The organism is Pseudovibrio sp. W64, assembly GCF_001623145.1.
In the GTDB taxonomy this organism is placed as follows: Bacteria; Pseudomonadota; Alphaproteobacteria; order Rhizobiales; family Stappiaceae; genus Pseudovibrio.
This window is the reverse complement of sequence record NZ_LMCI01000003.1, coordinates 110,427-123,514: the sequence shown is the minus strand read 5'-3', so window position 1 is coordinate 123,514 and position 13,088 is coordinate 110,427. Positions and strand designations below refer to the sequence as shown.

Below are 13,088 nucleotides of genomic sequence, written 5' to 3'. Positions count from 1 at the left end.
CGCCTTGCTCATCCCGACTTCCGGGAATTCTGGTTCAACACTGCATGAGAGGTCATGTGGTGCTATTGGTGTTTGTGCACACTGTGAGCTAGATCGGAATGCGAATGCGAACGCGCAGGCCGCCCAGTGGAGACTGGCGCAAGAAGATTTCCCCCCCATGACTTCTCACAATATCCCTTGCAATCGCCAGGCCGAGACCTGAGCCACCGCTGTCTTGATTGCGAGCCGTATCCAGCCTGTGGAAGGGACGGAAGACGTTCTCCCGCTCTTCACGAGGGATACCCGGACCGTCATCATCAACTGTGATAATCAGCCAGTCGGGTGTTCGATTGCCCTTGATGCGCAGCGTCTTGCCATAGCGCGCGGCATTGGAGATCACGTTCAGTAGACAGCGCCGGAAGGCCCGGCCTTTGACGATGACAAGTGGATCTCCGTCGAAGGAAGATGCAACGTCAGCGCCAACAACCTCTGCTTCGACCTCCAGATCCTCCAGCATGAGCGAGATATCAACCGGAGCAGGCGGCTCGTCACCATAGCCTTTGGAGAAGGAAAGATAGTCCTCCAGCATGCGGTTCATTTCGTCAACGTCTTTACGCAGAGCATCCGCCTCAGGGGACTGAGGAAGAAGAGCAAGCTCAAGACGGAACCGCGTGAGGATGGTTCGCAGGTCATGGCTGACGCCTGCAAGCATGGTCGTGCGCTGATCAACATGGCGTTCAATTCTGCGGCGCATGTCCACGAAGGCAAGAGCGGCACGGCGGACTTCACGAGCGCCATGTGGGCGGAAGTTGGAGACTTGCCGGCCTTTGCCGAATTCTTCAGCAGCATCTGCCAGTTGCTCGATTGGCCGGATTTGGTTTCTGAGGAATAAGACCGCGATAATGATCAGAACCAGCGAGGTGGCGACCATCCAGACGATGAAGATATGGGAGTTCGACGCATATGTCTGGCTGCGACGAGCGATGATGCGAAGGGTTTTGTCTTCCAGCTGAATGCGGATTTCGACGAACCGGGCTGCGCCCACTGTATCAATCCAGAATGGTTTTCCAATACGAGCCGCGATCTCGCGGGTCATGTATCGGTCGACCAAATCGAAGAGTGGTTTAGGCTTTGCTGCTGGAAGTGGCTCTTTGGGAAGGACTGACACGGACAGACCTAATGCACCTGCACTAATCCTTTTAAGTGTGGCGTAGTTATCGTCATGAGCATAGGTCTCGGTCATATCGACGACAGCTGCGATTTCCCGCACCACCGCCTCAGACAGGCGGCGTGTTACCAGATCGTAGTGGCGCTCCATGAAAACGAAAGCGAGGACTGATTGCAGGATCAGGAAGGGGATGACGATGATCAGCAGAGCACGGACATAAAGGCCCTTCGGAAGCCGATAATGCAGCCAGCTGGTCACCGCGAAGTAGGGCTTTAAAAGCGTTCTGATCCATTGTGGAAGTGTGAACCGGTCTGATAAGCCCATTGTCCTCTCGCTGCTCGCCTGTGCGCTGGCTGCTATAATGGCAGCTAGTTGGTAATAAGCCGATAACCTATCCCACGCACGGTCTGCAGGTACAGGGGATTGCCGGGGTCTTCCTCAATCTTTCTTCTCAAGCGGTTCACCTGAACGTCGATTGTGCGCTCGCCAAGTGCAGCATCTGCTCCCACCAGATCAGTTCGTGCTACAGTTTGACCAGGCTTTTCTGCGAAGGTGTTGAGGATTTGTTTTTCGCGATCAGTCAGACGGACATGTTCGTCATTGCGTTTTAGTTCACCGCGTTCTGCATTGTATTGAAACGGGCCGAACGCCAACACTTCGAGTTTCATTTTTGGCTTTGGGCCACCTCTGCGGAGAATGGCGGAAATTCTGAGGAGTAATTCGCGTGGTTCAAACGGCTTTGAAACATAATCGTCGACGCCAGCTTCCAGTCCTTCAATCCGATCTTCAATATCGGAGCGGGCTGTGAGCATGAGGATGGGGACAGCTTTGGAACGGCGCAGGTCTTTTGCGAGCTCAATTCCGCTTTCGCCTGGCATCATGACGTCCAGAATGAGTAGGTCGAACTCCAGGCCTGATAATCTGCGGCGGGCTTCTACTGCGTCTCTTGCGACGGTTACCCGAAAGCCGCTTTCTCCGAGAAACCTTTGGAGCAGGTCGCGGATACGGCTGTCATCATCAATCAGGAGAATGTGAGGTGCATCATCTTCCAGAAGAGCAGAGCGGGCCACGGTAATTCCTCAATCTGTTTGCTTGGTGATGAGACGGGCAACTTCGCTGCGATCATTCTCATCAATCATAAGATATAAAAACTGGCGGACAATCTCATCACTGCCATCTGGCATCATGGAGATCGCCTTATTAATACGTTGGGACTGGAGTTTGGATAGTCGGGCACAAAATTCTGTACCTTTTTCAGTGGTATATAGCAGGCGCTGACGGCGGTCCAACGCTCCTGGTTCCTGACAAATGAAGTCATCATCCACCAACTGTTTCAAAACACGTCCTAAACTTTGCTTCGTGATTTTTAAAATGTCGAGCAGGTCAGAGACTCTGATTCCGGGGTTTCTGTGCACAAAATGAAGAACACGGTGATGGGCACGACCAAAACCCAGCTCATCGAGAAGCACATCCGGATCACCCGTAAAATCGCGATAAGCGAAGAAAAACAGTTCAATAAGGTCAAACCGTGGTGAATCGCTGTCTTTTTTATTCATTTCCTGTCCCGGATAACTGCCTATTTTTTAATCTCATAAAAAATACGTCAGTCATGTTGACTTATTTCAGAATGATAGTTACAAGATACTCATCGCTGAAGAAAGGAAAGAACTCAACACGTCGCATGTGCGCAATAGTTGAAAAATTAATTTCTTCATCGGTTTTACGTCGTGGGTAGGTATTGATCATCTGTAGTTGTAATACGGCTGCTCTGTATACCTATCCTTTATAAACTCATTGATTTAGCTAGAACACACCTTGACTGGCAAGTCCTTGCCTTGCCTGCACCGTGAATTGTTCGCCATATGGAGAAGAGAAATGGCGGGTATACCCTTTGATCAACTAGAAGGCTCAATCTGGTTGGATGGAAAAATAGTTCCGTGGTCAGAGGCCAAGGTGCACGTGCTCACGCACGGATTGCACTACGGAAGCAGTGTGTTCGAAGGTCAACGCGCCTATGGTGGCGAGATCTTCAAGCTGGAAGAACACACCAAACGCTTACATGCTTCTGCAGAGGTTCTGGGCTTCACTATTCCGTGGAGCGAAGAGCAGATTAACGGTGCGTGTAAACAGATGCTAGCCGAGAACAACCTGACAGACGCTTACCTGCGTCCGGTTGCCTGGCGTGGCAGTGAGATGATGGGCATTTCAGCTCAGTCCAACACCATCCATCTGGCGATTGCTGCCTGGGAGTGGCCAAGCTACTTCTCTCCAGAAGAGCGTTTGAAGGGTATTCGTCTGGATCTGGCAGAATATCGTCGCCCTGATCCAAAGACTGCACCGTTCAAGTCGAAGGCAGCTGGATTGTACATGATCTGCACAATCTCCAAGCACGCTGCAGAAGCAAAAGGTTATTCCGATGCTTTGATGCTGGACTGGCAGGGCCGTGTTGCTGAAGCGACTGGCGCGAATGTTTTCTTCATCAAAGATGGGGCAATTCATACGCCGATTGCAGATTGCTTCCTTGATGGCATTACGCGTCGCACTGTGATTGATCTGGCACGCGCTCGTGGTATCGAAGTGATTGAGCGTCGTATCATGCCTGAAGAGATGGAAGGCTTTGAACAGTGCTTCCTGACTGGATCTGCTGCTGAAGTGACACCGGTTTCTGAAATCGGGCCGCACAGTTTTGTTCCGGGCGATATTACGAAGCTGATGATCGAGGATTACATGGATGCTGTACAGCCTGCGAAAGAAGAGTTGCTTGTTGCAAGCTGATCTCTTCGTTGCATGAAAATTCAAAGCCCGCTGCTCTGACTGAGTGGCGGGCTTTCTCGTTTTATTCGGTTGCGAGCTGTTGTTCGTGCTGCGGTTTGAAGAGTTTGCCGTTTTCTGTGATCAGCACGCAGATCAAGCCAAGGATCGAGAACAAGGCGACACCATAGACGAGGGGCAGTTCGGTCCCATTGTACAGCTTGCCAATGCCAGCACCAAGCAGGGCTCCGATCAATGTGGTGATGAAGCCTATCATTGCCGAGCCAGCGCCTGCAACGCGCCCCAATGGTTCCATTGCCATGGTGTTGAAGTTCGGGCCGATGAAGCCGAAGAAGAACATTGCCAGTGACTGAATTGCTATGAATGTCACGATGGTCAGATTACCACTGTAGGCAATTGCTGCTGTCAAAACAGAAGTTGCGGTAAAGCCAAGCAATGCCATATGCGACATTTTTCTGAGGCCATACTTCTCCACCATTTGAGAGTTCAGGTAGGAGGAAAGGGCCATCGCGATTGAGATTGCTGCAAACACGATTGGGAACAGGTCAGCGAGCGCAAAGCGTTCCATGAAGACTTGCTGTGCAGAATTGATGAATGCGAACAGGCAGGCAAAGATGAATGTCATGGCCATCATGTAGCCAACAGTCACACGAGTGGTGAGGGCTAACCGATATGCACTGAGGACAGAACGTAATTCCAGTGGGCGTTGGTTCACAGGATCGAGGCTCTCAGGAAGGCGCATCGAACACCAGACAAATAAGAGCACTCCAAACAGAGTCAGGGCAGCGAACACGCCTTGCCATGGAGCGACCCACAGGACGATCTGTCCGAGAAATGGAGCAATCACGGGGGCAATCTGGAAAGCCACCATGACCAGGGACATCACCTTGCCCATTCGCCGACCGCTGTACCAGTCCCGGATCATTGAAATGGATGCGACGCGCGGCGCTGCAGCTCCGATACCCTGGAGGGCTCGAGCTGCGAGCATGTGCTCATAGCTTACAGCGAATGTCGAATACACTCCGCCAATGATGTACAGACTGAGGCCGATCAGCAACGTGGTTCGACGACCAATCGTATCCGAAAGCGGACCGAAAAAGAGAGAAGCAAAAGCGAGACCAAGCATGTAGGCTGTGATCACCAATTGGCGATCATTGTCGGCGACAGACAATGCAGCGCTCATAGCCGGAAGAGCCGGGAGCATCATTGATGTCGCAACCGCATTCAGTGCCATAAGCGCTGCAACAAGGCTGACAATTTCCCATAAGGAAAGCCCAGGATGAGGTGCTCGCTCATGCTGCAGATCAGAAACTGCAGACATCAGAGACCTGTTTGTTGGATGCAAAAAAGGTAAGAGGTCGCGATTGCGACCTAATAAACTCAAATTAACTTCTATTTGAACTGGCAAACATGGCTATGTCAAGGCAAGTGCCAGTTCATTATTGCGTGCTGCATGTTTATGGAATGCGGGCGCTATTTGGTTTTCGGCTTATCCCAGCGCGCTGCATCGGCATCATCAATTGCTTTAGCCTCGACCCAAGTTCCATCAGAAGCCTCTTTGAGATGCTCTTTCTTCCAGAATGGCGCCTGCGTTTTCAGGAAGTCCATTAGAAAGTCAGAGGCTTCGAAGGCTGCGCGACGATGTGAGCTGGTTGCTATGACCAATACAATGTTGTCGCCTGGAGGAATTTTGCCAAAACGATGAATGATCGTGAGGCCTGTCAGAGGCCAACGTTCAACGGCTTGCTGCGCAAACTTTGAGATCTGAGCTTCGGCCATGCCTGGATAATGTTCCAGTTCTAGCGCCTCAAGCATACCGCCTTCATCCCGGCATAGGCCAGTGAAGGTAACGATAGCTCCGACATCCTTACGGCCTTTGGCGAGGATTTCGGTTTCTGCTAAAACGTCAAAATCTTCAGCTTGAACGCGGACTGTAAATTCTGTGGTGGTGCTGTTTGACATGGTACTCGCAGACTCTGAGATATGCTGGAGGGAAGGTGTTCCTCAACCGCCTGTCATCGGCGGGAAGAACGCAACTTCTTCAGTTCCAGACAAAACGTGATCTTCTTCCACGTGTTCCTGATTGACTGCGATGCGAATGGTTTCTGGCTGTTCGAAGGCAAATGCATAACCTTCATCACGAGCTGCGAGCCAACTCATCAATTCGCCTGCAGTTTTAACAGTTTCTGGAAGCTCAATGGTTTCCTCAGAGGTTCCAGTGCGCTCACGCAGCCAAGCGAAGTAACGAATTTTCATGAGATTGAGCCCCGGTATTGTATGGCTTCCTTTTCGTGGAAGCCTTGTCTTTTACAGGAATTAGTCTTCAATCAGATGGCCAATTCCGGCGCGGAAGTAGTCATACCCCGTATATAGGGTCAAAATCGCTGCGACCCAAAGTAGCACTATACCAGTTGATGTGGTGTAGGGGAAAACAACATCGCCAGCATCACCTGCGAGCAAAAAGCCTAAGGCAACGAGCTGGACAGTGGTTTTCCATTTAGCCAGTTTGGTAACAGGGACTGAAACACGAAGCTCAGCAAGGAACTCACGCAAGCCGGAAACAAGGATTTCCCGGCAAAGAATGATGATGGCAGCAAAGATGGACCAGTTTCCGATTGTCTGATCCCATGCCAATATAAGGAGGCAAACAGAAACAAGAAGTTTGTCAGCAATTGGGTCCAGCATGCGACCAAGAGCGGACTGTTGCTGCCAAATTCTGGCGAGGTAGCCGTCAAAGAAATCTGTGATTGCAGCTATGAAGAAGATACTTAATGCAATCCAACGGGCGGTGTGGGTTGGGAAATAGAAACACACAGCCAGAGCTGGCACAGCAGCAATACGGCCGTAAGTAAGAATATTTGGAAGCGAAAATATAAGCTTACGGGACATATGAACCTTCAAGTTTACGCGGCTAACAAGCGCTCATACGCAGGGTGTGCACATCCAAGTGCGTCCTGTCAATTGTAGTACGCTTATTTGTGCGGGACTTCGGGGGAGTATACGGGATTATGTAAACATCCCGTCACCCATTTCCTTAATGATCTGCTTTGCCTTGCGCGAAGAGAACTCTTTTGCTTCATCCTCAGAGCCATGTGTGTCAGCGCGGATAAAGGTATGCTCTTTGGTCTCTTCCCCAAATTGCTTGGTGATGCGACCCGCAGTTTGCCACTGTCCACCACGGCGAGAAGGTTCAGAGTAAATCAGGTAGCCTTCAAATTCTTCTGCCTTTGCAGTTGGCGTTGATTTTTCATCTTTGTTGCCGCCAAACAGATTTGAGAAAAAGCCCATGTTTATTCTCCCAGACTAAACGTAGTTTTATTGGTCTACAGGTTCGCACATCATGTCGGCGAGTGCATCCTTGTTTTCACCGGTAGGTTCTCCAAGTTTGCGCATGGACCAGTGTTTTCTGCAAAGTGAAATGTAGGATTCCTCACCGCCGATGACAACCTGATCGCCTTCTTCGACAATGTTTCCGCTTTCGTCCACGCGGGCCACCATTGTTGCTTTGGATCCGCACCAGCAGATGGTTCTCACTTCGCGGAGGATATCTGCAATGGCGAGGAGTGCGGCACTGCCTGGAAACATCTTGCCCTGAAAATCGGTTCTCAAACCGTAAGCCATCACAGGAATACGAAGATGGTCCGCAACATGGGCCAGCTGCCAGACCTGTTCTTCTGTCAGGAATTGTGCTTCATCGATGAAGACCGCGTTGAACTGGTGCTCTTTGAGTTGTTCCTCAATACAAGCGAACAGATCAAGCTTTGTGTCGTAGATGAGGGCGTCTGATTTCAAACCTATACGCGATGAAATTTCTCCGACCTTGGTGCGATTGTCGAGGGCTGCTGTGAACAGCAAACTGCGCATACCGCGCTCCTGATAGTTATAGGAGGCCTGCAGCAGCAGAGTGGATTTACCAGCATTCATTGCGGAGAAATTGAAATATAGTTTTGCCATTGGCCCTTCGCGGCGCGGCGCGCCTCATCGCGTTCAATCTGATTAGGTCTTCATACATGGATTCGTGAGAGAGGCCAGAACCCTGGGAGGTTACTCACAAGGTTCCACGGCAAACTTTTAGCGTGAGGCGTATCCAGCGACCAAACTTGGTAATTCACGCATGCAGGCTATGGAATGATCCGGCAGAACAGGGGATCGATTGGCATGCTGCAGAGGGTTAAACCAGACAGAAGTGGCACCGATATTGTTTGCGCCTGCGATGTCGTGCTCCAAAGAGTCGCCGACATGGATGAGTTTGTCGGGGCTCATACCAGCCATTGAAAGCATGGCATCAAAGAGACGGGGATCCGGTTTTTTGTAGGGGTACTCTTCCGCCATCACCACGAAATCGAAGAGGTGGGCGATACCTGCGCTTTTGGGGCATGAGTTGCCGTTGGTGATGAGCGCTGTCTTGTAGTTTCGCTTCAGCGTTGCGAGCGTTTCTTTGACATGAGGGTAAAAGTAAGGGGCTCCGAAGCGGACTTTTTTGAAGATCTCCAGCGCTTGCTCAGACAAATCCTTAGCATTACTCAGTGGATTAAGTGCTTGTTCAAATGAAGCTCTTCGAATTTCCAGATAGCGAATGTTGTTGGGGTCTGCGTCTTCAACGAGGGATTTATGTATTTTTTTGAGGCGTTTGGGAGTGATGGGTTTGTCGGAGTAATGGCTTAAAAAACTTGCGGTGGTGATGAGGGCTTCGTCCAGAATTCGCTGAAAATCAAAGAGGGTTTGGTCTGCATCGAAGGATATAAGCAATTCTCGTGGCATTCCAAATTTCCCTCCGGACCGATCCCTATAAAGTTATTATATGCTTACTTTAGGGTAATATGTGAAGTGTCGCGAAGATTGGAAAATGGTCTGAGCCGACATCTTCGTCAATTATGAGGTCTTTGATTACAATTTCTTCAGAAGAGGTAATGTGATCGACTTTTGATCCCAACACTTTTCCAAGAAATGGATTGATAAAATATCGAGTTGTCTGCGGAATGAGGCTGGTGAACGTTGTTTTCAGCTTCAAATCTGAAAGCAGTTTCTGAAAGGTAACTGACCAGACAGGGGTGTTCCAGTCCCCTAAAACCATAATGGGTGAATCTGTCCGCTGTTCTCGGATGTAATTTGACACGTAATTCATGTAGGTCGTCCGTCCGTCCAGGCGACGTTGACTGCGTGGACTTGCCGGGTGGATTGCATAGAGCTGGATCAGGGTGCCGTTGATGTTGACATCTGCGCTCAGGAACTCGCGCGGGATGTACCCGTTTTGCCCGAGGCCAGGTATATGAACCCGTTTTGAGTTCTTTAGCGGAAATTTGCTGAAGACTGTGAGATCAGTGTCGCGCTTTGCTGGTGGCAGGATAGCGTATTGATAATTCTCTGTAAGGAACGTTTTCAGGCGGGGAGTTGCGCTTGCGGTTTCCTGAAACACGATCAGGTCTGGTTGACGTTTTTCAATCAGCTCTTGCAAGGCCTCCTTCTCGAACTGCATATGCAGGAGATTGAGGCTCATGACGTTGAACGACTTGCTCTTGGGGGGGGTATCCAGAATTGCGACAGGTTGAGTGACGAGACGGATGCTGGTGACCATCCAGAAGCTGGAGATGATCAATCCTAAGAGACAGAGTAAATGGAGCCAGTGCAGCTTTCTGGCCAGTACGAGCCAGAGTAGGAGACCGACAAAACCCACTGCGATAAGCTGAGGGATGAAGAAAGCTACCGCTTCGCTCAACAGGTTTCCAGGAGCGAATAAAGAGGCGAGGAGCAAGAAGGTGACCGCAAGTGTTCCTACGCGCACCAGATGAAGCAAGATCGGGGTATTTGGTTTTTTCTTTGATAATACCCTGTCTGAACGCACTGCTCTCACCTTTGGTTGTTAAGTTTTGATGAGAATAGCGTATAGTCGTTTTCTATTTGTGAAAACAATGCGTTATCCCGTGATTATTCGTGGAAGTGGTTGTAGATCAGTTTTGCAATGCTTTCGGAGATTCCTGAAACAGCTCGCAAGTCTTCGATGCCAGCTTTTGAAACTGCTTTTGCAGTGCCGAAGTGACGAAGCAGAACGCGCTTTCTTGTCGGACCAATACCTGCAATTTCATCCAGTGGATTTGCGACGATTGCCTTCTTGCGGCGGGCTCTGTGGGAGCCGATCGCGAAGCGGTGTGCCTCATCTCGCATGCGTTGCACAAAGTACAGGACCGGATCACGTTCAGGTAACATAAAACTTTGTTTGCCTGTGACGAAGAACTTCTCGCGTCCTGCATCGCGGTCAGGACCTTTTGCGATGCCGACCAATGGGATGTCCGTGATGCCCATCTCTTCGAGTGTTTCGCGGACGGCGCTGAGCTGGCCTTTACCGCCATCGATCAGCACCAAATCAGGCCACGCAGGGATGTCAGTATTGGATGGCGCGACTTCCTGCTCTTCTTCACCGGCTTTTGGCTCAGTTTTTGATTGTGCGGTGAAACGGGCAGCTTGCTCGTAACCTTCCGGGTTCTCCTTCATCAGGCGGGCGAAACGGCGTGAGAGCACTTCTCGCATCATGCCGTAGTCGTCGCCCGGGATCAGGTCTTCCGACTTGATGTTGAACTTTCTGTACTGGCCTTTTGCAAAACCATCTGAGCCCGCAACAATCATTCCGCCAACAGCATGGGTGCCTGAGATGTGGGAGTTATCGAAAACATCGATGCGACGTGGCGTACGGTCCAGATCGAAGGCTTCGGCGACGCCTTTCAAAAGCTTCAGCTGGCTGGATGTCTCAGCAAGCCTACGGCCAAGAGCGCCCTTGGCATTCGTGAGCGCATGCTCCACCAATTCGCGTTTTTCGCCGCGCTTTGGTATTGCGACTTCGACCTTGCGATTGGCCCTTGCAGAGAGGGCTTCTGCCAGTAGTTCTTGCTCTTCCAGTTCATGTGAGAGCAAGACCATACGTGGTGGTGGTTTATCCTCGTAGAACTGGGAGAGGAAGCTCTCCAGAATTTCTGAGGGTTCGTAGCTTTTATCCGCTTTAGGAAAGTATGCGCGGTTGCCCCAGTTTTGTCCTGTGCGAAAGAAGAAGACTTGTACGCATGTCTGGCCGCCTTCCTGATAGGTGGCGAAAACGTCTGCTTCTTCAATGCTCTGCGGATTGATGCCTTGATGGCTCTGGACATGTGACAATGCAGAAATGCGGTCGCGATAGACAGCTGCCTGCTCGAAATCGAGGTTCTCTGAGGCTTTCTCCATAGCGACTGCCAGGTCTTGCTTGATGAGCTGGCTTTTGCCTGAGAGGAAGGATTTTGCTTCAGCGACAAGTCCTTTGTAGTCCTCAATGGAAACCTCGCCGGTGCAGGGGGCTGCACAACGCTTGATTTGGTAAAGCAGGCAAGGGCGTGAGCGATTGGAATAGTAGCTGTCGGAGCAGTTGCGGATGAGAAACGCCTTTTGCATGGCGTTGATGGTGTCATTGACAGCGCCAGCGGATGCAAATGGTCCGAAGTAATCGCCTTTGCGGGCCCGAGCACCGCGGTGTTTGATCAGGGCAGGGGCTTCATGGTCGGCACTGATCAGGATGTATGGAAAGGACTTGTCGTCACGCAGGAGAACATTGAAGCGAGGGCGTAAACGCTTGATGAGGTTTGCTTCCAGCAGCAAGGCTTCTGGTTCTGTGCGGGTTTCAACGAACTCCATCGCAGCAGTTGCCATGATCATCCGCATGATGCGGTTGGATTGGCCCTGAAGCCGAGTGTAACTTGTGACGCGCTTCTTCAGTGAGCGGGCTTTGCCCACATAGAGGACTTCGCCGTCCTCATCAAACATGCGGTAGACGCCGGGGCCAAGGGGCAAGCGTTTTACGAAGTCTGCAATGACTTCAACACCCTTTACGCCAGGTTTGCGGGGCGCTGCATTGCTTTCAAACTGGATGTCTGGATTGCTTTGGGGCACATCGACATTGTCTTCTGCTTGAGCAGGCATGTCAGATGTGTCTTTAGCCATGATCCAATTACTCTCGGTGTATGCTGAAATAAAATATGGAAACGCATCTTATCCGATTCAACGGCAGGTGCGGTCTCTCAGAAGTGTTTTAGTTGTGTGTCCTAGATGAAATCCAGAGCAAATACGCCGTAGATGTAAGCGACATAGGCAATGCTAAGGAATATGCCCCATGCTTTGCCGAGGCACAGACGCTTGGCGGCAAAGATATACAGCAGTACGGCACAGGCTAGCATGACCCAGATGTCGAAGACGAGGATCTGTTCTGGGATCGGGATTGGAATGATTGTAACCGTGATGCCCATGATCGCCAGCAGATTAAAGACATTGGAGCCAATGACATTGCCGAGCGCGACTGCAGAGTGCTGACGGATGGCTGCCATAACAGTTGTTGCAAGCTCTGGCAGTGATGTGCCAAGTGCAACGACAGTCAGGCCGATGACGGCATCGGACACGCCCCACGATGATGCTACATCAGTTGCGCCAGAGATAGTCAGTTGTGCCCCAAGTGGCAGGCCGATCAGGCCGAGAACGAGGAAGAGTGCAGCAATTGCTTTGTTCTCTGGAACGGAATCGACGTCAAGATCGTCTTCTTCATCTCCATCAGAAGCTGCTACACAACAGGAGCCGTTCTCTTTCTTATGCTTCTTGGTTGCGCGTACTGAATCTCCCAGAAAGATTGCGAGCAAAACAAGAAGGCCGATACCTGCATAATGGGTTAGCGTGCCCATGAAGCAGAGTGCTGCGAAGATGACGGAGACCACCAGCATGAACAGAGCGTTTCTGTGAGCTCCATTCTCATCGCATGGTGTTGTTGCGATCAGGGCAGGTACGCCAAGAACCAGCAGCACGTTTGCGATGTTGGAGCCGACAACGTTACCGATTGCAACGCCGCTGACACCGTCGAGCGCAGCTTTCAGAGAGATAAAGAGTTCTGGTGCTGAGGTACCAAAGGCGACGATGGTCAAACCGATGATGAGAGTTGGAATTCCCAGAGCCTGAGCAATTGACACCGCGCCGCGTACAAGCAGGTCACCGGCAAAAATCAATAGTGCGAGACCTCCGAGGAGGGCAGCATATGAGAAAAGCATAGGCTGAAATTCCAATTATGTAAGGTTATTTGCTACACCAAAGGGGGCATACAGGAGTCTGACCGGGTATATAGACAGGTTTGGCGCGTTCTTGAAGTGTCTCAGATCACTTTTGACACTAG

14 protein-coding genes are annotated in these 13,088 nt (G+C 50.8%); 1 reads left to right on the top strand and 13 read right to left on the bottom strand.

Annotation, left to right across the window (positions count from 1 at the left end; all coding sequences use genetic code 11):
• Window positions 1-88 precede the first annotated feature (88 nt).
• Genes PsW64_RS02700 through PsW64_RS02690 form a run of 3 tightly spaced genes read right to left on the bottom strand, consistent with a single transcriptional unit; the run spans window position 89 to window position 2,703 of the window.
• Complete coding sequence (locus tag PsW64_RS02700) at window positions 89-1,471, bottom strand: ATP-binding protein (RefSeq protein ID WP_057463586.1); 1,383 nt, start codon at window positions 1,469-1,471, stop codon at window positions 89-91.
• Between the two features lie 44 nt (window positions 1,472-1,515).
• On the bottom strand, window positions 1,516-2,217 hold the full coding sequence (locus tag PsW64_RS02695; RefSeq protein ID WP_063293978.1) for a response regulator: 702 nt from the start codon (window positions 2,215-2,217) through the stop codon (window positions 1,516-1,518).
• 9 nt (window positions 2,218-2,226) lie between these two features.
• Entirely contained in the window at window positions 2,227-2,703 is a 477-nt protein-coding gene (locus PsW64_RS02690; RefSeq protein ID WP_057463584.1) for a MarR family winged helix-turn-helix transcriptional regulator, read from the bottom strand.
• A gap of 319 nt (window positions 2,704-3,022) precedes the next feature.
• On the opposite strand from PsW64_RS02690, the gene PsW64_RS02685 reads away from it, so the two are divergent.
• Window positions 3,023-3,922: a branched-chain amino acid aminotransferase gene (locus PsW64_RS02685; protein WP_063302609.1), complete on the top strand. Its 900-nt coding sequence runs from the start codon at window positions 3,023-3,025 to the stop codon at window positions 3,920-3,922.
• A gap of 61 nt (window positions 3,923-3,983) precedes the next feature.
• Here PsW64_RS02685 and PsW64_RS02680 read toward each other — a convergent pair whose 3' ends face one another.
• The 10 genes from PsW64_RS02680 to PsW64_RS02635 form a co-directional block, all read right to left on the bottom strand.
• Window positions 3,984-5,240, bottom strand: a complete 1,257-nt coding sequence (locus PsW64_RS02680) for a multidrug effflux MFS transporter (RefSeq protein WP_063302608.1) — start codon at window positions 5,238-5,240, stop codon at window positions 3,984-3,986.
• Between the two features lie 152 nt (window positions 5,241-5,392).
• Window positions 5,393-5,881 (bottom strand): molybdenum cofactor biosynthesis protein MoaE, encoded by a 489-nt coding sequence (locus tag PsW64_RS02675; protein WP_063302607.1) that lies wholly within the window; start codon window positions 5,879-5,881, stop codon window positions 5,393-5,395.
• Between the two features lie 42 nt (window positions 5,882-5,923).
• Window positions 5,924-6,175, bottom strand: coding sequence for a molybdopterin converting factor subunit 1 (gene moaD / locus PsW64_RS02670; RefSeq protein WP_057463580.1), 252 nt, complete (start codon window positions 6,173-6,175; stop codon window positions 5,924-5,926).
• Window positions 6,176-6,235: 60 nt separating this feature from the next.
• Window positions 6,236-6,808, bottom strand: a complete 573-nt coding sequence (pgsA, locus tag PsW64_RS02665; RefSeq protein WP_057463579.1) for a CDP-diacylglycerol--glycerol-3-phosphate 3-phosphatidyltransferase — start codon at window positions 6,806-6,808, stop codon at window positions 6,236-6,238.
• A gap of 117 nt (window positions 6,809-6,925) precedes the next feature.
• Window positions 6,926-7,207 carry an HlyU family transcriptional regulator gene (locus tag PsW64_RS02660; RefSeq protein ID WP_063302606.1) on the bottom strand — a complete coding sequence of 94 codons (282 nt, stop codon included), beginning with the start codon at window positions 7,205-7,207 and terminating at the stop codon, window positions 6,926-6,928.
• A gap of 27 nt (window positions 7,208-7,234) precedes the next feature.
• A complete protein-coding gene (locus tag PsW64_RS02655; protein WP_063302605.1) occupies window positions 7,235-7,873 on the bottom strand; it encodes a thymidine kinase in 639 nt (212 codons plus the stop codon).
• A gap of 117 nt (window positions 7,874-7,990) precedes the next feature.
• Window positions 7,991-8,680 carry an HAD family hydrolase gene (locus PsW64_RS02650; protein WP_063290023.1) on the bottom strand — a complete coding sequence of 230 codons (690 nt, stop codon included), beginning with the start codon at window positions 8,678-8,680 and terminating at the stop codon, window positions 7,991-7,993.
• Window positions 8,681-8,729: 49 nt separating this feature from the next.
• Window positions 8,730-9,635, bottom strand: a complete 906-nt coding sequence (locus PsW64_RS02645) for an endonuclease/exonuclease/phosphatase family protein (protein ID WP_208980536.1) — start codon at window positions 9,633-9,635, stop codon at window positions 8,730-8,732.
• 209 nt (window positions 9,636-9,844) lie between these two features.
• Window positions 9,845-11,878, bottom strand: a complete 2,034-nt coding sequence (gene uvrC, locus PsW64_RS02640) for an excinuclease ABC subunit UvrC (protein ID WP_063302603.1) — start codon at window positions 11,876-11,878, stop codon at window positions 9,845-9,847.
• 101 nt (window positions 11,879-11,979) lie between these two features.
• Entirely contained in the window at window positions 11,980-12,966 is a 987-nt protein-coding gene (locus PsW64_RS02635; RefSeq protein ID WP_063302602.1) for a calcium/sodium antiporter, read from the bottom strand.
• Between the last annotated feature and the right edge of the window lie 122 nt (window positions 12,967-13,088).

Bases quoted from the DNA above. Each gene is read 5' to 3' on its own strand.
- PsW64_RS02690 (WP_057463584.1), bottom strand. From the start codon at position 2,703: ATGAATAAAAAAGACAGCGATTCACCACGGTTTGACCTTATTGAACTG.
- uvrC (WP_063302603.1), bottom strand. From the start codon at position 11,878: ATGGCTAAAGACACATCTGACATGCCTGCTCAAGCAGAAGACAATGTC.
- PsW64_RS02675 (WP_063302607.1), bottom strand. From the start codon at position 5,881: ATGTCAAACAGCACCACCACAGAATTTACAGTCCGCGTTCAAGCTGAA.
- pgsA (WP_057463579.1), bottom strand. From the start codon at position 6,808: ATGTCCCGTAAGCTTATATTTTCGCTTCCAAATATTCTTACTTACGGC.
- PsW64_RS02655 (WP_063302605.1), bottom strand. From the start codon at position 7,873: ATGGCAAAACTATATTTCAATTTCTCCGCAATGAATGCTGGTAAATCC.
- PsW64_RS02650 (WP_063290023.1), bottom strand. From the start codon at position 8,680: ATGCCACGAGAATTGCTTATATCCTTCGATGCAGACCAAACCCTCTTT.
- PsW64_RS02680 (WP_063302608.1), bottom strand. From the start codon at position 5,240: ATGTCTGCAGTTTCTGATCTGCAGCATGAGCGAGCACCTCATCCTGGG.
- PsW64_RS02660 (WP_063302606.1), bottom strand. From the start codon at position 7,207: ATGGGCTTTTTCTCAAATCTGTTTGGCGGCAACAAAGATGAAAAATCA.
- moaD (WP_057463580.1), bottom strand. From the start codon at position 6,175: ATGAAAATTCGTTACTTCGCTTGGCTGCGTGAGCGCACTGGAACCTCT.
- PsW64_RS02685 (WP_063302609.1), top strand. From the start codon at position 3,023: ATGGCGGGTATACCCTTTGATCAACTAGAAGGCTCAATCTGGTTGGAT.
- PsW64_RS02700 (WP_057463586.1), bottom strand. From the start codon at position 1,471: ATGGGCTTATCAGACCGGTTCACACTTCCACAATGGATCAGAACGCTT.
- PsW64_RS02635 (WP_063302602.1), bottom strand. From the start codon at position 12,966: ATGCTTTTCTCATATGCTGCCCTCCTCGGAGGTCTCGCACTATTGATT.